The sequence below is a fragment of the Psychrobacter sp. 1044 genome, from assembly GCF_904846525.1.
In the GTDB taxonomy this organism is placed as follows: domain Bacteria; phylum Pseudomonadota; class Gammaproteobacteria; order Pseudomonadales; family Moraxellaceae; genus Psychrobacter.
Window position 1 is genome coordinate 79,510 of record NZ_CAJHAZ010000007.1, and the last position, 19,151, is coordinate 98,660.

Below are 19,151 nucleotides of genomic sequence, written 5' to 3' on the forward strand. Positions count from 1 at the left end.
TTTATTATAGCCGGTTATCCAGATAATAATCGGCTTAACGAATACTATTATATGTGGATGCGCGACCTATTATGCCTTCTCGTTCTCAATATGCAATGATGTCTTCTAAAGACAGAAACACCGTACTGTTTATCTGCTTTAGCAGCGCAGTCGCGTTTTTTGATTTTTTGATTTATTTATATCTAGCAGATATCATGGCGACCGCTTTTTTCCCTGCTAATATCGACCCAGCTATTACAAAGGTGCAAGGGCTTGGTCTATTTGCAATTGGCTATTTGGCACGCCCACTTGGCGGTATCATCTTTGGTCGTTATGGTGATATCAAAGGCCGAAAACCCATACTATTGATTAGTATATTAGTGACGGCGGTCAGCTTGTTGGCGATGGCTTGCTTACCGACCTATGGACAGTGGGGGTTGATTGCACCAACCTTATTTATAGTCTTGAGGCTAATACAAGGCATGGCATTTGGTCTTTATGTGCCACTCGCTTGGGTTTTTGTGGCAGAGCATGTACCGCGCCAATATTCGTCAGTATCTTGTAGCTATGTCACCGCCAGTTTTTATGTAGGCGTGTTGTTTTCTAATGCCTTTTTTCTTTGGTTAACCAATTCTATGACGACTGAGCAATTGGCTAATTACGGCTGGCGCTTGCCATTTTTCATCGCGGCTATTCTGAGTTTATTACCATTACTGGCGTGGCGATGGATAGATGAGTCACCCTTTTTTCTGGAAATGAAAAACTCAAAACCAAGCGATTATGTTGCCAAACCCTTCAATTTACTCTTTAAGCATTGCAAACATTCGCTATTTATCGGCATGGTTCTCACGCTTATTATTTCTAGCATCACGACCGTGGTTGTGCTATTGCTACCCGATTTGATTGAATTACGTTTTACCTTAGACAGCGATTTATTTGGATTCTCACACAGTCTGGGTATTGTGTTCATGGTTTTTGGTTGTATTTTTTATGGGATAATATCCAACCACCAAAACTTCGGTAAGATTCTGACGGTTGGCTCTATTCTTTTGATCGCTCAGATGTTTGCCTTTTTTTACCATCTGCAAGCCAGCGGTGACTACATCCTTATTATGTATGCGCTTTTAGGCTTTTGTGCTGGCATCGTTGGGATGATACCTGCCATCCTTGTACAGTTATTTCCGACCAATGTAAGACTAACAGGAATGGCTTTTTGTTATAATATCGCCTACGGTATTGTTGGAGTGCTTGTGCCTTTTGGACTAGGTTATGCCACTCTGTATGTGAGTTTCTCACCAGCGCTCTACATTGCATTTATCGGTTTTATCGGCATAATAATGGGTATTTATTTTTATAATTTGCCTGAATTTAAAAAAATCGACCACATTATTTAGCTAGTTAATAGCTGCCTATTATCTGCTTAACGATTGAAATTAAAAATTAAGGTGCAATCGTATGTCTCATACATTGCACCTTGTTCATTTATTTAAGACACCAATATTATAAAACATTAAGGCTCAAAACCATGGTTGATATGACCAACAAACGTCTTTCCGTTGCACCCATGATCGACTGGACAACGACGGATTATCGTTATTTTGCTCGGCTTTTTAATCCGCATGTTTATTTGTACACCGAGATGATCAGTACGGGCGCGCTGATACATGGCAATCGAGCACGGCATCTGCGCTTTGATACGCTTGAGCATCCGCTGGTACTACAGCTGGGCGGCGCAGATATTAGCGAGATGACGCAATGTGCTGAATTTGCGCAGCAGCATGGTTATGATGAGGTCAATATCAATGTTGGTTGTCCCTCTGATCGCGTACAGCATAATAAGATTGGTGCTTGCCTCATGGCAGAGCCGCACACGGTTGCCGATTTGGTCAAACACATGCAAGCAGCGGTCGATATCCCAGTAACCGTGAAGCATCGTATTGGTATCGATGATTTTGACAGTTATGAGTTTATGGTGGATTTTGTAGAAAAAGTGGCAGCAGCGGGTTGTACACGCTTTATTGTCCATGCACGTACTGCATGGCTACAGGGGCTTAGCCCCAAGCAAAATCGCGAGATACCACCGCTACGTTATGAGGATGTCTATCGTCTCAAACAAGACTTTCCACAGCTTGATATCGAGATTAATGGCGGCATCGATACCGTTAAAGACATCGAAGCACATTTGCAGCATGTGGATGGCGTGATGATTGGTCGCGCGTTTTATCACAATCCCTACCTATTAGCAGAAACCAATAGCTTATGGAACGAACCAGCACCTAAGCGCTCAGATATTCTAGCGCAGCTGTATCCGTATATGGAGGCGCAGATTGCTAAAGGTGAAGCACTGCCAACGATGACAAGACATTATTTAGGGTTGTTTCAAGGACTGACGGGTGCGCGCAAATGGCGACAGGCATTAAGTGGTAAACCTCAGCTAACAATCGACGATATCAAACGGGCAGCGGATGAGGTATTACTACTAAATCCTGATGCTTAAGAAAATTCATTATTATGATAGTTATAAAAGTGCAATGATGCCGAAATAGCCATTATTTATTTAGGCGGTTTGTGCAATATATTGCCACATCGCCGCCCCATTATTCACAATATGCAATAATATCGGCAGTAACAGCGAGCCTGACTTGATACGCGCGTAGCAAAATATCAATGCCAGTACCACAATGGTACTGATTTCATAAATACCATACTGCACATGGATCACCGCAAATATCAAGCTGGTGACGACACTTGCTACGATCGCCCCTCGATGCTTTGAATAAGTTGACGAGGTAAATTGCTCTGCGATCGCTGACCATAATAGACCACGAAATATCAGCTCTTCATAGATTGGCGCGACAATGACCATTGCAAATATCAACAGCCATACTGAGCTGACAGACTGATATAAAGGGTCGACGAAGAGCAATGGCGATTTATCAAGTAAATAAGTCAATGCCTGACTGCCAATCATAAATATCAATAGCAGCCCAAGCAATCCCATACCCACCGCAAATGAGAACGGCTTTAGCGCTAAATACTGCCGACTATCGCCGCCTCTTACACGGATCACTAAAAAGCTAATAGCAATCAATAGCACGCAGCCTATGATAATAGAGAGGCTAACCACAGTGCCATCGTTACTACCAAAAAAGAAGATATCAGCCATGGTTGAATTTTTAGAAGCCGGTAAGACCAGCTTGCCAGCGATATATACGCCTAGCAGCTGACTGATAAAAAATGCCATCAGCATACCAACAGTCAGTAGCAATACACCCAATCGTGAAAATAGCGGCGTGCGCTTAGGCGGCGTATTAAGATTGTGCGAACCAGTAGCATTTTTTAGCATAAAGTCATTACTCAAACGGATATTTTGTTAGCTCGCATCTAGGGCGTGTCCTCAATTCAATCGATTATCCTCTAAATGAGTTAAAAATGGCTAAATTTTGCCAAACATCGTTAAATAGCTTATCAATATCTCGATATTATTTGTGCTACTTTCCTTGTTTGACGGCAATTTATCTCATTTTTATCACCATTTTTAAAATGAGGACACGCCCTAGCATAAGCAATAATGAGCAGAAATAGTCATCAGCGATTATGTTGGTAATTGCTGCTCAATCAATGATAATACTTGCTGAGAGACCGACTCTGGATACTCAAGTGGGAACATATGACCACCGGCATGGGTCTCATAAGAAATATTCAAACGCGACTTTATTTGTTGCGGAAATCGGCGTTTTAAAAAGATACTGTCTTGACCGATAATCAAAGTAACAGGCGGCTTTGGTCCATGATTTGGTGCCAGCCAATACCAAGATGGATTGGTGCGAAAGACAGCGACCTCACTGGCTTTCGGAATCGCCAATGTCACTTTGCCATCCGCACGTTCGTATAGCCCATGCTCGATATAGCCTTGAAAACTGCGTTCATCAAAGTTTTTGAAAAAGCCTTTATGCCGCATCTTATCGTACGCATCTGCGCGGCTCTCCCAGACATCACGGCGATGCTTAGACACGCCAGCTGGTGACAATTTATCCATCAGGCGGTTATTCATCATCGGCAATCTATCCGCCGTCTTTGCCAAATGCCATAGCAAACTCACTTTGCCATAAATCCAAGGTGGATCCATTAGTACCGCTTGGGCAAAGTACTGCGGCGCACGATACAATGCCTGCAAGGTACACATCGCACCCAGCGAATGACCCACTGCCACTACTTGCGTCACGCCATGCTTCTCACAGGTATTTTTGACACTATCAATAATCTGCTGTGTAAGGCTGCGCCAATGGTCATCGACTGGATAATCAGGCGTTGCACCCAGCATGGCAATATATTCAATGGTAAAAAATTCTGCTAACTTCTCAAAAAATGGTTGATAAACCGCACTTGGCATCCCATTAGCATGAGCAAAATGCAGGACAGGTTTGTTGGTTATTGTAGAGACAGGTAAAGCAGTAAAAGTTGGCAAATTAATTTTATCACTCATGACAAGCTCTCTTCGATTTAAGTCGCTATTTAGGGTATTTTTTATAATCATTGAATCTCATATACAATTAAGGCTGAGCATAATCATACGCTCAGCCTCAACAATCATACACAGTAAATTTCAAACATAACACGCTTAACGCATCTGCGCATTACCTTCTTCTTGCGGTAAAACATCAAGGCTGACACTAGAGCCAATGCCCGCACCCAATTTAACAGCAAAGCGGTCCATGAATAATTGGAACGGATCTGTTGGGCTATAATTGATGACATTATCCAGCTCTAACTGCTTTTCTAAGCTAGCGATGCTGCCTTTCTTATCGGCTAAGCCAAGCTCAATCGACTGCTCGCCTGTCCAGAATAATCCTGAGAACAGCTTATTTTGTTCAGGATTTTTGAGACGATCACCGCGCCCTTCTTTCACTGCATTAATGAAATGCTTGTGAGTGTTGTCCAATACTTTTTCGACATGTTTTTCTTCATAATCCGTTAACGGACGTGACAAACTTAAGATGTCTTTGTATTCACCAGCAGTAATCGTACGATCTTCTACGCCGACTTTATCCATCAAACCTTTGATGTTATAGCTTGGCATAATCACGCCGATAGAGCCAACCAAACTTGATGGGTTCACATAAATCTCATCCGCCGCAGAAGCAATATAATATGCGCCAGAAGCACCCATATCACCAATCACTGCATAGAGTTTTTTGTCTGGATATTCTTTACGCAAATCCATCATAGTCTGCCAAATCTCATCAGACTGTACTGGTGAGCCACCAGGTGAATTGATATCCAATGCTACCGCCTTTGAATTGCTATTTTCAAAAGCACGAGTCAATGCTTCATTGACATCATAAGCGTTGGCCACATCGCCACTACTAATGACACCTTGTAGCTCAACCACAGCTAAATGCGGCTTGCTCGTGTCAACACCATCTAAACCCGTTGGCGCGCTGCTGCTGCAACTACGACCAAGCGTCAGAAATATCAGTAAAATATAACCAAAGGTCAATAGTTTAAAAAAGATACTCCAGCGACGGGCGCGGCGTTGCTCGACCACACTAGCCAATAAAGTGTTTTCAAGCAATCGCCATTCTTGTCCACTCGGCTGGCTTGGCGGCGACATCGGTACTGGCTGATTTGCCGAATTGTCAGGACGTTTGTTAGGGTCTGGTGGCCAGTTGGGCATATAACTTCCTAAGTCAGAAACAGTCTAAAGCAATAAAAAGAGAAGATAGAAATACAGTCAGTAATAAGGAGCTGCTTCTCACTCCAAATACGGTCACAGTCATCTATATTCATAGGCTGCTAAGTATGGTGGTATTTCAATCATGGTTCAATAGTATAACTGGGAAATATCACTATATTGTAACATTGATTAGATAAGCGATATTTTTATGGCGTCGTATTGGTCGTATCTACTGCCGGGTTGAGAGACAACGTTGCTTCTGGCATTTTGCCATCATAAGTGATCATTTCATTGATGGTTTGACGATTTATCACCTCAGCAGTTATCTGTGATGTGCTATGTCCTAGCCATGTCACATTATAAAAAGTGCGTGGTTGCTCAGGTGGCCCGACTGAACATAACAATGCCCACATTTGCCAAATACGCTGATGGGTATCTGCATTTAATATCACACGTGCCTGAGGCATATTGGCTTGATGAGTCGATGGATGGCTACTTGATGTGAGTATCTGCGCAGTGGCAGGTGTTGATTTGAGTGGATCAGCCGCATTATACTTTAACACCCTTATGGGCAAGCTGGCATCTATAGCCACCGTACAATCCCAAACACTGAGACTGTCTATTTTACTCCACCCTGTCAATGCTTGTATGGACAAATCACCATTGCCCAACTGCCACGTTTTGCCTTGTTCACAACGTTGCACACTAATATTCGTAATGTCCTTGGATTGGCTAGTGACTTTATAGGCTTGCTGAAATGCAGACCAATGATCAGAGCGCCCTGCTTGCCAATACTGACTAATAGGTAAACGCTGATTAAGCTGAAAAACCGTCAAAGGTAACAGCGCAGAAGCATTAGCATTAGTAGAAGCAGAAGCATTAGAAGCTAAATACGTCTTATCAGTAGCAAGCGTATCCGTCAATCCAGCACTACTACTCTGCACAACCATACCCTCTAGTGTATCAACTGACAAGCTACCCAGCTGCTGCGCCAATGTCATCGACAGCTTATTCGCCGTTAGATTACTTGGCATCGTTCGTGCAGCATTGGGTCTGTGGTCAGATAAAAATAGCCAGCTGATGTTTTTCTTATGCGTATCTGTTGTGGATGACTGCTCATTATTGACAACAGGATATTGCAACAAAGCAGCGCTTATATAGGGATCACCCGTTGGTAAGATATACAAGGTCGGTATCGTCGTTAGTGATTGCTGATTGGCATATACCGTCATCATTAATAAGGTGAGCGGCGGCAGTGCCAGCCAACGACTGATAAATCCTCGTGGTAGTAGCCATGGCAACATACTTAATAGTACCATCAGCAATATGGCGACATTCACAGGGGTATAAAGCCATGCTTCTGACAATGCTGGTAATGAAGTTAACCACGTTATCAGTTCATGCAATTTCGCGACAATGGCGCTAACGAGCCGCCAAATACTATCAGCAATAGCAGGTGATAAAAGATAGCAAAGCCCTGCCAATAGATTAAGCGGCACAATCACCCAACCAAATAAACCGATAGCAAACAGATTGATGATAAGACCCCACAGCGACGCCTTACCAAATAATAGTAATGTAATAGGCAGTAAAGTAATAAATAGCCAAAATTGTAATTTGAATACACGTTTGCCTATTATCCAAATATGCTTGAACGCAGTCTCTACTACACTGGCATTATGAGCAGATGCCGTTTCTGATACGACAGCTGATTGCGTATGTGATGCATCATCATACTTAAGGAGTAATGCCACTGCGATAAAAGATAGCCAGTACCCTGCCTGCCATAATACGTAGGGATGAAGCCATGCCATCAACACTGCCAATGCAAACAACACCCGCATCGTACTAACCGGCAATAATGTTAAACGTACCAAACCTATCGCGAATAACATCCATGCGGTACGAGCAGCGGGTACATCAAAACCAGTAAATAGCGCATAAATAAAAGCAGCAGCGATCATCACCCACCAGCGCACTTGCCAACGCGGTACATAACGATAAATCCTTGGCCATAGCCGATCAAAAAGCAAAACCGCCGCACCCGCCAGCATAATCGCTAAAAACAACACATGAGTGCCAGAGATAGCCAGCAAATGTGAAATACCAGCCAGTTGATATAGATCTTTGGTCTCACGATTGATTAAACTGCGATCACCTGTGAGCAAACTTAAAGTGACCGCTTTTGCCTGTTGCGCTGCTGTGGTCTGTGTTGACCAATCTTGATGAAAATGCTGGCGTAATTGCCAACGTCCTTGGTTGATATAAGTCTGAAAACGCTGCAGATATGAAAAAGAGGCAAACGCTGGCTTTGATACCTCAATATTGGTGAAATTTGATGTACCAACGGTCAATATATTAGCGACTCCATCAATATGACGACCTCGCAGCCAGCGATAACTGTCAAAACCAGATGGATTGCTCAACGCTTGCTCAGAGGTCACCAGTGGTGCAAGGGCTAAACTCATAAACAGCTGATCGCCAGGTTGTAAGTAATTTAAACGGTCAAACGGATTATTATCCAAATTTTTCTTGGATGATTGTTTTGATGAATTTTTTGGATAACCATTGAGCAATACACGGTACGTGACATCCTTACTGTTATTTGAGTTATTTTCGTATAAGTTGCTATTGCTTAGGCTATTATTTTTATCTATTTGAAAGTTACTGGTCATGGCATCTAAATCTTCAACCGCCAACGCCGACACCAAGGGTGATATATCACTAATGACAGCAACTTGTCGATAGCCACTGTCCGTGGCGACGTCATAAACGCTGTCACTTATTCCTTCGATGGTGACTAATGCTTGTACACGCATTGGCTCAGTGATTTCTGTTAATTCTGCTTTTTGATGGCTAATCAGGGCTTGCAGCCCACTGCCAATGATTAATCCAATTGCCAATACAGCAACTAAAACATGAGTCAAAATACGAAAGAAGAGTTTAGATTTATGTGAAGTATTATATGAAGGATTACGTGAAGAGAGACCAGCAGTATGTTGCGATAAATGGCTGGGTTTTGCAGAAGTTACATTAAACTGGGCAATAACCATCAGGATAATAGCAAAAATAATGAGCAACAAAGATAAGATAGGAGTATTCAATATATCCATTAACGATGAACTAGTGGGTATCGCCATACTATCTGCGACTGCCAAAACGCCCATCATGGCGATAATAATCAAGCTACCAATCAACCAGTACACCAGCGCTCCTTGCTTGATGAGGTGAATATTAGTTTTTGCCTAAATAAAGCCATTTATTATGATAAATAGCCACTTAATATGACGAAAATGTATCGGAACACCAAAACACAGATTGATACTTAAACCAGCAACAACAACTGATACGTCATGCAATAGCATTTATATAACTATTACCCTATACTGACTGACATATTGCGATGATGATAATCTGATATCATTATCCTCTATATTCTCAGCTGTACACTTTATGAATAATATTACTTTATAGCAGACCATCAATGCGATTGAGCGGACTGTAGCTAACGATTACAAAAGGCGATCCTGTGCCCCAAAAACGTCTGAAAGACCTGCTTCCCACGCCAGAGAAAATTTTAGAAAGTCGCACCTTGAAACTGTTCGCACCGCATTTGGCTGATCCACGATTATGGCACTTTAATCGACATAGCTTAAATAAAGCGGTCTATATTGGGGTGCTTAGTGCGTTTTTCCCATTACCAGGGCAGATGCTACTGGCTCTAGTTGGCTCATTAATTTTTCGTGCCAATGTTCCCATGGCACTCGGCTTGACTTGGATTACCAATCCACTCACGAGCTTGCCCATCTTTTATGCAGGTTATTATGTCGGCGCCAAAATCCTTGACGTACCGATGATTAGTCTGCGGCTTATCGGCAGGATGATTGCTGATTTTAGCTTATGGGCACTGTCAGATGGTGCAAATCCATTTATTACTTATCGCGGCACGGTATCGATTGCTGCTTTTTGCATAGGCTTGACGATCTTAGCGATTGTGACCAGCATCGTTTGTGGACTGGCATTTAAGGCGGTTTGGCGCTACAAAACCGTCGTGAGCTGGCAAAAACGTCAGCAAGAACCTTCTGATAAACCGCCTAAAACCTAATATATACTGCTGTTACCAAGTCATGGTAACCATAACGTAGCGAACCACCTTTTACTGCTAACCATTCACTAACGATAGCAATCTAGGTCACCATCTATCCTCGATTATTCTATGCTATGTCTCGATATCACCATAAGCTGGCTATGACTTAAAAACAAAAGCCATTTTCTTTATTGATACCCATCACTCTGCTTCTTTATTCTTTTCTATGGCCGCAAGGATGTTGTCCGTAAGGCTAGTGTCCATCACGAAAACTTCAACCACTTTTTCATCTTTAAGTAATGTGTAGCGTTTGCCCGTTGCACTGTCTTGAGCTTTTAGATCATAATCAACGCCAGCCAAAGTAATGGCATCAAAAACGGGTGTTAATAGATCTATTTGTGCCTGTTTATCAATTGTCTCGAATAACGTCACATCCATATAGGGTTTTAACGGTTCATTGCCTTCTTCGGCACTGCCAAAAGCAGCGATTGGGTCGTCATCTCTATCCATCATAATATTTCTTCTTTAATAAATTGGCGGCATTTTTCAGCCCCATTTTGCGTTTATTTTTATTAAAAACTTAGTGTCTGTTGAACATAATCTTGTCGTTCTAGGGTATATCCTCATTTAATAATGATGATAAAAGCAAGACAAATTGCCGTTAAACAAGAGAAATAACACAGATCATAGTAAATATTAATCAGCAGTTCAGTTCAACGACGTTTGATAAAGTTTAGCCCATGTAGATATCAATTGACTTAAATCAGGACACACCCTACTAGTTAGCAACCATAACCATTTACGCTATTAAACTTAAAGCGCTAAAAAATACAGCGTTAAAAAACAGTTAATACTGCTCCCAATGACCATTACGTAGCAATAACTGACGATCCGCCAGCGCCGCGAGATTGCGATCATGTGTCACCATTAATAGTGCCGTCTGCATCGTATTTTGCAGCTCTGATAATAATCCAAACACGCTTTGTGCATTGTCATAGTCCAAATTACCAGTTGGCTCATCTGCCAAAATAAGCGACGGCTTCGTAACCAAAGCACGGGCAATAGCCACACGCTGACGCTCGCCGCCCGATAGCTCACCAGGTCTATGCGCCAGACGGTGCTCAAGTCCGACACTTTCTAGTATCGCAATTGCTTGCTCTCTTGCTGAAGTCGTTGAGACTTCTGGTCGCATCAGTAACGGCATTGCAACGTTTTCAATGGCAGTAAATTCGGCTAATAAATGGTGAAACTGATAAATAAATCCCAAATGCTTGTTACGCATGGCACCGCGCTCAGTTTCATTCATGCTATTTAACAATTGACCATGTAGCCAGACCTCACCGCTGGTTGGCGTATCAAGACCACCAAGCAAGTGTAGCAAAGTGCTCTTGCCTGAACCACTGGTGCCAACGATGGCGATGCGCTCGCCAGCATGGACGGTCAAATCCAAGCCAGTCAGTACTTGCGTACTAACTGCCCCTTCATCATATATCTTGTTGATATTTTTCGCCTCTAAAATGGCAGACATGGCTTTTCCTTTATTCTATTTATACTGGTATTGATGCTGTATTCAGCGCTACAAACAATTTATCAGCCTAAACTTGCATTAAAATTAATTTTACCTAACAAGCATTGGTAATAACTTAAGCTGTATATAAAAACTTAAGCGGCATATAAAATCATTTATTCATAACGCAACGTCTGTGCTGGCTGAATCTTAGCCGCTCGGCGTGCCGGATAAATGGTTGCCAAAAAGCTCAGTACGAAAGACGCACCTGTAATCAATACCACATCTAGTACACGCAACTCTGATGGTAAATAATTAACAAAATACGCATCAAACAAGTTCAAATTAAAGACTTGATTAATAAAGCCTAAAATATCACTCACTGTAAGCGCAAATATCACGCCCAGTATCGTGCCAGCAATCGTACCAATCACACCGATGACCACGCCTTGCACCATAAACACTTGGGTAATCAAACGAGGAGATGCACCAAAAGTTTTTAGAATCGCAATATCCGCTTTTTTATCAGTTACGAGCATCACTAGGCTGGAGACAATATTAAAAGCTGCTACTAAGATAATTAAAAATAGCAGCAAGCCGACCATAGCTTTTTCCATTTGAATCGCACCAAATAGGTTGCCATGCGTTTGTGTCCAATCATTAGGATACAATTGCTGAGGGGCAATAGCGGCGGCTTTTTCTGCTGCCATCGGAGCGGTAAAGATGTCATTGAGCTTCATACGCACACCCTGCGCGCCATCTGGCAGACGCAACAGTTTTGCCGCATCACCCATCGGGATAAATGCCATGAGGCTATCCACTTCTGGACTGATGGTAAAAATACCTGTCAAGGTAAAGCGCTTGAATCGTGGTATCACGCCAGCTGGTGAAGGCGATGCCTCTGGCAGCACTAGCGTCACTTTATCACCCAGTTGCAGCCCTAGAGACTGTACCATCTCTTCACCTAGCACAATATTGAACTCACCACTTTGTAAAGTATCAATACTGCCTTGAACCATATGTTCATTGATAATAGAGACATCTTTTTCGTATTCAGGATCGACACCAGTAACCATAATCCCTGCAACCTGACCGTTTGACGTCAACATCCCTTGCAGTTGAATAAAGGGCGCTACAGCTGCCACTTCAGGATCTTCTTTAATTTTATCAGCCAATTGCTTCCAATCACTGATAATCTCGGTGGAAACGACCGTTGCTTGCGGGACCATACCCAAAATACGGGTTTTTAACTCCCGATCAAAACCATTCATGACTGATAGCACCGTGATCAATACGGCAACCCCAAGAGTCAAACCAATCATCGAGATAAGCGAGATAAAGGAGATAAAACCATTACTACGCTCTGCTCGGGTGTATCGTAAGCCGATAAACAACGCTAAAGGACGAAACATATTCAAACTCTTTATCTTATCTACGTGCGACTTTATATATACTATACAACGAGCAACAGCAAATGCATCTCACACCTGCACTTGCCATAGTCACATATAAATCGAACACAAAAACAGGGTTTCAGACGAGCCAAAGACAGCCGTCAAAAGGGAGCTAGTTTGACACAATTTGGCTGATATGTGCCAGTCATTAGCAAAAACTGGGCGTATTTTTTAATAAAAATACTGGCTTTTGTTACTATTTTTTATGAGGGGCTTGCTATTACTTGCGTCAATACCTATATATTATATGCTAAGGACAATTGTCATTAACCATTCATTGTGGTTTGTTGACCCTTTACTGATAACAACGTTGCCAACTATCATAAATCTATCGTGTTAAATAGAGCCTTATGATAGCCAGCAATAGCCGTTTCAGGTCCAAACCTCACGCTGACTAATTTTGAGTATCTTCATGACCATTAATTATCAATATAAAAACGTCCAATCTCCCACCAAAATTACCATGACTGATGAGCAATCTGCAGGTCACGCCGATCATTGGCGTATTCTGACCGATGACATGAGTCATGACGTGCCAGAATGGCTACAAAAAATGATCGAAAAGGCGGCCATGCCTAAAGGTCTCAATAGCAATGTCAGCGCTCAAGACAGTTGCCTATTGCTGTCTGAAAATCAGCCTTGTCATATCAATCAAGTATTAGCCATGAAAAATGGCAAGCCTGAATGCTTTATCAATGCTTATCCTTGTGTCGATAGCCCGTATGGACTCAATTGTAAGATTGAGCGCATCATTGCCAATGACAATTCACACGATGCTGTATTACGCTTGCGTACCGCTGATGGCAGTATTATTTACGCCTTTGACCAGCTCTACACCACCAATCGCCATTTATATCAGCGAGACACGTCTTACTTTGTGAACTTTAGCGCTTGGGCACATGAGATTAAGCTAAGTGAGCAAAACGAAGTCATCATGGTTGAAGATCAAGAAGCTATCCGCTATCACCGTGCATTTAACGACATCGTTGCCGCCAATGATGGAAAAATACCCGATGATCTACAAGAGCAAATCAAAGAATGGAAACCAGAGACCAAAGCGCAAATGGCGCCAGTTGAGATCAACTTAGGTCACATGTGTGCCTATCTATTTGGTGATACTTTGGGACAAGAAGATGAAGCATGGTGCCAAGGTCAGGTGCTCGGCAAGCAAGAAACAGTGTTTAATGATAAATCCATTATTCTGTTTGATGTCGTGATACTACGCGAACAAGATGCCGATCCTTTCGTGATTCGTATCGGCGCGCTCAATACGCCAGAGACGGCTTCTATTAAAGTGCATGACTACGTACAAGCGAACGTCTGGCTACAAGCTGCCATCTATAAAGAAAACCAGCAAAGTGCGGCGCAGCAATCAAAAGCCAGTTAACTACTTTACGAGTCATCCGCTACTTTTAATAATGACCATTAAATGTATCATCAAATAAAAAGCCCCTAATAAGCATTAGGGGCTTTTTGTCTTCTTACAATCATCGGGATAAAACCCTACAAATATAAAATTAAGCCATGGTCGTCATTGATTTGATACGAGTATATAGCTCTTTTTGTTCAGCACTTGGGCGTGCCGTTTGTACTGCCATCAGTTGTGACATATCGCCTTCAACACGAATTTTACCACCCATAAAAGCACCCATAATTTCATTGGTATCGAAATCAGTGATGATTGATTGCAAGATACTGCGGTCAAGCAACAATGTGGTTGTCGCTGCATCGTTCAAGCCGCGATGCAATAAACCGTTTGCAAAGTTTGCTTCGATGTCTTGCTCAGTATCAGAGACTTTTAGGTTGACGATCATATTCGCCAGTGCTGGCGGCAAATTTAGCTCGCCTGCCTCATTACCCATTTGCTCAACTTGCTCAAACCACTCATCTGTCAAAAAAACTGCCATATTATTGTCCTTAATTGGTGTTATTCCAGGCTACCGTTGTTTGGCTCACTCGCCTGACTGGGTATCAAGTGATAAAATAGTTGCTCATAATAGCAGTACAAAAACTGCTATCATCACTTATATTTAGCCTCATTATAAGGGTCGACTTGATGATAAGTAAAACTTATTTAGAGTGCTTATGCGGCCATTGTTACAAAAATGCTGCTGATCATGATATCTAAGCGTAGTAATTACTGTCCCTCTATCGCCAAAATGTATTCCTAGAATCGTGCTAAAATTGGGTATAAAATAGACAAATTGCATAGCTATAATAAGTTGCTTGCTAAGATTTTTACCAAAGAGTTTGTATTTTGCCGCATAGTTCTGATGATATTTGATTAGGATTGCGTTACAATACCCTTAAACAGAGTCGGGAGTTTTAACTAAACATTACGCGAACATGTTTTTTTGTCAGCCGCCGCTAGCATACGTCTATGGTCAGTACCTTTTTATGGCCCTATGGATATTGGTATCTATCTTCATTAGTACAGAATTTTTGGTAATAATTAAGATAAATACTTCACCTCTTTAGATGTTTGATGCTCAAAAACGGCGCATCTTCTTATTCACCTTAATGATTTATTAACAATCCTACTATCGACCAGCTGTGAGTGTCGTGCGGTTAAAACGCCTTTATGCCTCAATACCAGCGGATATAAAGCGAAAGCTTAGATTGATAGTTAATAATATTATGGTGATAAGCGAGCCAAAAAACAGCATGTGCCGCGATTCTATTTTTATCTGACTATTACTTTTATGATGCAGATAGCGCGGAGAGTTAGTTAATTCTGTTGATAATTCGGGCTGTAAAGGAATCATCCAATGAGTTTACAAAACACAGCAGTCGCCCCAGTTGACCGTGAGTACGAAATTACTATCGTAAGATTCTTTACGATAATGGCCGTGGTATGGGGCATCGTCGGCATGAGTATTGGTGTGTTCATTGCTTCACAGTTAGCATGGCCATCACTTAACTTTGACATTCCATGGCTGACATTTAGTCGTTTAAGACCGCTACATACCAATGCGGTCATTTTTGCGTTCGGTGGCTCTGCCCTGTTCGCAACGTCTTACTATATTGTTCAGCGTACCTGTAAGACAAGGTTATTTGCGCCTTATTTAGCTTGGTTTACCTTTTGGGGTTGGCAAGCCGTTATCGTATCAGCGGTTATTACCCTACCTTTAGGTTTAACATCGACCAAGGAATACGCTGAGCTTGAGTGGCCAATCGATATTTTGATTGCCTTGGTATGGATCTCTTATGCCATTGTTTTCTTCGGTACGCTCATCAAACGTAAAACCTCACATATTTATGTGGCTAACTGGTTCTTTGCAGCCTTTATTATTACGATTGCATTACTGCATATCGTAAACAGCATGGCGATTCCTGTTAGCGCATTTAAGTCTTACTCGTTATTTGGCGGTGCGACTGATGCGATGGTGCAGTGGTGGTACGGACATAACGCGGTAGGTTTTTATCTAACGGCAGCTTTCTTAGGAATGATGTATTACTTCGTTCCAGTACAAATTGGTCGTCCTATTTATTCTTACCGTTTGTCTATCGTTCACTTTTGGGCATTGATTGCGTCATATATGTGGGCTGGTGGTCACCATTTGCATTATTCAGCGCTTCCAGATTGGACGCAGTCTCTAGCAATGGTATTCTCAATCATCCTGTTTGCGCCATCTTGGGGTGGTATGATTAACGGTGTACTAACACTATCAGGTAGTTGGGATAAGCTGCGTACCGATCCGATCATTCGCTTTATGATTGTGGCATTGTCGTTCTATGCGATGTCGACCTTTGAAGGTCCAATGATGTCGATTAAGACAGTGAATGCGTTATCGCATAATACGGATTGGACAGTCGGTCACGTACACTCAGGTGCACTTGGTTGGGTAGGTATGATTACCATTGGTTCGCTATATGTACTGTTACCACGTATTTATAACAAACCTAAGATGTATTCTATCAGCTTAATCACCACGCATTTTTGGTTGGCGACAGCGGGTACTATTTTCTATATCGTATCTATGTGGATTTCAGGTATTGGCCAAGGCATGATGTGGCTGGCTACTAATCCAGACGGTACATTGGTATATAGCTTCGTTGATACAGTTGAGTTCTCACATTTCCCATATATTGGTCGTGCTTTTGGTGGCCTATTGTATGTATCGGGTATGTTTGTGATGGCATATAACGTTTATAAAACACTTAAAATGCCAGAAGGTAAACCTGTCGATATCGCAGATCCTACTGATCATGAACCTAGTGTTGATAAACCTTCAGCAGCTAACGTATAAGGAGCGATCATGTCTGGTACACCGCATGAAATTATTGAAAAAAATACAGGCTTGTTGGTTATCGGTATCGTTATTGCTATTAGCTTTGCAACGCTAGTTGAAATCGTACCATTGATATATGACAACAAGGGTCCTGAAGAAGGTGGGGTGAATGCTCCCCTGCCCTCTATGGAGCCATGGACTGCACTAGAATTTGAGGGTCGTGACATCTATATTCGTGAAGGTTGTCACGTTTGTCATACTCAGATGATTCGTCCACTACGTGCTGAAGTTGAACGTTATGGACCTTACTCACGTGCTGCTGAATCTACGTGGGATCACCCATTCTTATGGGGTTCAAAACGTACTGGACCTGATCTAGCACGTGTTGGCGGTCGTTATTCTGAAGACTGGCAAAAGCAGCATTTAATTGCGCCACGTTCACTAGTACCTGAATCAGTAATGCCTGGCTTCCCGTGGCTTGCTACCAACGAAGTGAATGGTGAAAACGTTCAAACTAAAATGCGTCTATTCCGTGATCGCTTTGGTGTACCTTACACTGAAGAAGATATCGAAGGAGCACCAGATGCTGTACTTGGTGCCACTGAACTTGATGCTTTGGTTGCTTATCTACAGCAACTGGGCACCGCGATGGAAGGACAGCGCTAATGGGTATTGGTGAATTACAAACAATTGCGACCGTTTCTGCCTTTGTTGCCTTCGTAGGTGTTGCATGGTGGGCGTATTCGCCAAAAAACAAAAAACGCTTCGAAGAAGATGCACAACTTGCGCTTGATGACGAGGATATAAAATCTCTGTCTGAAGAGCAGCGCAATAAGGATAAACGATGACATTTTTTTGGAGTTCTTGGATTACCATACTAAGTATCATGTGTTGGGCTGCTATCCTCGGTGTCTTACTAATGGTATTGAAGTACAAGCCAGAACTAGAAGATGACGGTACGACAGGCCACGCTTATGATGGTATCAAAGAGTACGACAAGCCATTACCTAAATGGTGGCTCGTAATATTTTTTGGCTCTATCGCTTGGGGTGTTGCCTATTGGGTATTTTTCCCAGGTATTTTCCCATCAAAATGGGAAGGTATTGCCACTGTAGAAGTCGATGGCGAAACGGTACCGTGGACCTCTAAGAACGAGCTATATAGCGAGCTTGAGAGTAATAACAAAGTATTTACGGATAACTTTGAGAAAAACATTTTAGCAAAAGCGGATGCTAGTGGTGCAACAGAGACCTTAGCGGCACTTGCTGAGTTACAGGCAACGATGCGTCGCAGTGAAACACCACCAGCAGATCTGCAAGCTCAAATTGATGAGAAAACTGCAGAACTATCACCTTATGTAGAAAAGCTTTCAGAAAACCCGAATGCTTTAAAAGTTGGTAGTCGTTTGTTCTTACAGAACTGTGCGGTCTGTCATGGCTCTAACGCCAAAGGTGCGGTAGGCTATCCAAATCTAACTGACAATGACTGGTTATATGGCGGAGAAGCGTCAAACATTTTGACCACGCTACATAAAGGTCGAGTTGGTGGTATGGCTGCATGGCGTGACCAAATCGGTGAAGATGGGGTACGTGCGGTATCTGAATACGTGCTGTCAATATCTGGCAACCAACCTGGTTACGAGCTTGATAAAGCTCAAGTCGCTCAAGGTGAGGCCATCTTCAATGAGCCGACTAACTGTGTACTTTGTCATGGTGCAGATGCCAAAGGTATGACTTCTACTGGCGCGCCAAACTTGACAGATAACATTTGGTTATATGGTGGTGATCGTGAGACCATCCGCGAAACCTTACGTTATGGTCGTGCTGGTGTGATGCCTGAGTGGGAAACCAAACTGGGTAATGAGCGTATTATGCTGCTTGCAGCTTATGTTTACTCATTATCAGATAAAACCCCTCAACCTGCTACTCAAGTAGCAACCACTGTAGAAACGACGGCTAACTAATATTTAAAGATGGTTGTCATAGCATCAGTGGATAAGATTTGATAAAGGGAGAACTGTTATTGCAGTTCTCCTTTTTTTATAAATTCTTTGATGAGAATTTATTAACTGCTACCGCATTGTCAAAATTTGAGTGGTAAATGAAACGCGGTTTAATACTGCATAGAGCACGACCAATATATCGATCATTATGCTGATATATTGATTGGTTTTTAAGATTATTACCCCATTTATAATAGGGAGAATGCTAAAATG

The 19,151-nt window shown here is 42.3% G+C and carries 16 protein-coding genes; 8 read left to right on the plus strand and 8 right to left on the minus strand.

What is annotated here, in order from left to right:
• The first annotated feature begins 71 nt into the window (after nucleotides 1-71).
• Together JMX82_RS06330 and dusA are read left to right on the plus strand one after the other, a co-directional pair.
• Nucleotides 72-1,373: an MFS transporter gene (locus JMX82_RS06330; protein ID WP_201539914.1), complete on the plus strand. Its 1,302-nt coding sequence runs from the start codon at nucleotides 72-74 to the stop codon at nucleotides 1,371-1,373.
• Nucleotides 1,374-1,504: 131 nt separating this feature from the next.
• A complete protein-coding gene (gene dusA / locus JMX82_RS06335) occupies nucleotides 1,505-2,476 on the plus strand; it encodes a tRNA dihydrouridine(20/20a) synthase DusA (protein WP_045445423.1) in 972 nt (323 codons plus the stop codon).
• Nucleotides 2,477-2,536: 60 nt separating this feature from the next.
• On the opposite strand, the gene JMX82_RS06340 is transcribed toward dusA, so the two are convergent.
• The 4 genes from JMX82_RS06340 to JMX82_RS06355 all read right to left on the minus strand — a co-directional run bounded on the left by JMX82_RS06340 (nucleotide 2,537) and on the right by JMX82_RS06355 (nucleotide 8,862).
• The gene (locus tag JMX82_RS06340) at nucleotides 2,537-3,325 is read right to left on the minus strand and encodes a CPBP family intramembrane glutamic endopeptidase (protein WP_201539915.1); all 789 of its coding nucleotides are present in this window, start codon (nucleotides 3,323-3,325) and stop codon (nucleotides 2,537-2,539) included.
• A gap of 249 nt (nucleotides 3,326-3,574) precedes the next feature.
• Nucleotides 3,575-4,465, minus strand: a complete 891-nt coding sequence (locus tag JMX82_RS06345) for an alpha/beta fold hydrolase (protein ID WP_201539916.1) — start codon at nucleotides 4,463-4,465, stop codon at nucleotides 3,575-3,577.
• Between the two features lie 135 nt (nucleotides 4,466-4,600).
• A complete protein-coding gene (gene sppA, locus JMX82_RS06350; RefSeq protein WP_045451362.1) occupies nucleotides 4,601-5,656 on the minus strand; it encodes a signal peptide peptidase SppA in 1,056 nt (351 codons plus the stop codon).
• A gap of 206 nt (nucleotides 5,657-5,862) precedes the next feature.
• Nucleotides 5,863-8,862 (minus strand): ComEC/Rec2 family competence protein, encoded by a 3,000-nt coding sequence (locus JMX82_RS06355; protein ID WP_201539917.1) that lies wholly within the window; start codon nucleotides 8,860-8,862, stop codon nucleotides 5,863-5,865.
• Nucleotides 8,863-9,185: 323 nt separating this feature from the next.
• Here JMX82_RS06355 and JMX82_RS06360 point away from each other — a divergent pair, with 323 nt between their 5' ends.
• Nucleotides 9,186-9,761 (plus strand): DUF2062 domain-containing protein, encoded by a 576-nt coding sequence (locus tag JMX82_RS06360; protein ID WP_227676409.1) that lies wholly within the window; start codon nucleotides 9,186-9,188, stop codon nucleotides 9,759-9,761.
• A 183-nt stretch (nucleotides 9,762-9,944) separates the two neighbouring features.
• Here JMX82_RS06360 and JMX82_RS06365 read toward each other — a convergent pair whose 3' ends face one another.
• The 3 genes from JMX82_RS06365 to JMX82_RS06375 form a co-directional block, all read right to left on the minus strand.
• Entirely contained in the window at nucleotides 9,945-10,256 is a 312-nt protein-coding gene (locus tag JMX82_RS06365; protein WP_226950370.1) for a hypothetical protein, read from the minus strand.
• Between the two features lie 334 nt (nucleotides 10,257-10,590).
• A complete protein-coding gene (gene lolD, locus JMX82_RS06370) occupies nucleotides 10,591-11,271 on the minus strand; it encodes a lipoprotein-releasing ABC transporter ATP-binding protein LolD (protein WP_045451357.1) in 681 nt (226 codons plus the stop codon).
• 155 nt (nucleotides 11,272-11,426) lie between these two features.
• Nucleotides 11,427-12,662 (minus strand): lipoprotein-releasing ABC transporter permease subunit, encoded by a 1,236-nt coding sequence (locus tag JMX82_RS06375; protein WP_055123885.1) that lies wholly within the window; start codon nucleotides 12,660-12,662, stop codon nucleotides 11,427-11,429.
• A 454-nt stretch (nucleotides 12,663-13,116) separates the two neighbouring features.
• Here JMX82_RS06375 and JMX82_RS06380 point away from each other — a divergent pair, with 454 nt between their 5' ends.
• Complete coding sequence (locus JMX82_RS06380) at nucleotides 13,117-14,091, plus strand: hypothetical protein (RefSeq protein ID WP_201539918.1); 975 nt, start codon at nucleotides 13,117-13,119, stop codon at nucleotides 14,089-14,091.
• Nucleotides 14,092-14,221: 130 nt separating this feature from the next.
• On the opposite strand, the gene JMX82_RS06385 is transcribed toward JMX82_RS06380, so the two are convergent.
• Nucleotides 14,222-14,611, minus strand: a complete 390-nt coding sequence (locus JMX82_RS06385; RefSeq protein ID WP_055123882.1) for a hypothetical protein — start codon at nucleotides 14,609-14,611, stop codon at nucleotides 14,222-14,224.
• A gap of 861 nt (nucleotides 14,612-15,472) precedes the next feature.
• On the opposite strand from JMX82_RS06385, the gene ccoN reads away from it, so the two are divergent.
• Genes ccoN through ccoP form a run of 4 tightly spaced genes read left to right on the plus strand, consistent with a single transcriptional unit; the run spans nucleotide 15,473 to nucleotide 18,899 of the window.
• Nucleotides 15,473-16,954, plus strand: a complete 1,482-nt coding sequence (gene ccoN / locus JMX82_RS06390; RefSeq protein ID WP_045445398.1) for a cytochrome-c oxidase, cbb3-type subunit I — start codon at nucleotides 15,473-15,475, stop codon at nucleotides 16,952-16,954.
• Between the two features lie 9 nt (nucleotides 16,955-16,963).
• Entirely contained in the window at nucleotides 16,964-17,602 is a 639-nt protein-coding gene (gene ccoO / locus JMX82_RS06395) for a cytochrome-c oxidase, cbb3-type subunit II (protein WP_045445396.1), read from the plus strand.
• Nucleotides 17,602-17,784, plus strand: coding sequence for a CcoQ/FixQ family Cbb3-type cytochrome c oxidase assembly chaperone (locus JMX82_RS06400; protein ID WP_010199605.1), 183 nt, complete (start codon nucleotides 17,602-17,604; stop codon nucleotides 17,782-17,784). Before ccoO ends, JMX82_RS06400 begins: the two co-directional genes overlap by 1 nt.
• Nucleotides 17,781-18,899, plus strand: a complete 1,119-nt coding sequence (ccoP, locus tag JMX82_RS06405; protein ID WP_201539919.1) for a cytochrome-c oxidase, cbb3-type subunit III — start codon at nucleotides 17,781-17,783, stop codon at nucleotides 18,897-18,899. The genes JMX82_RS06400 and ccoP overlap by 4 nt, the downstream gene beginning before the upstream one ends.
• The last annotated feature ends 252 nt before the right edge of the window (nucleotides 18,900-19,151 follow it).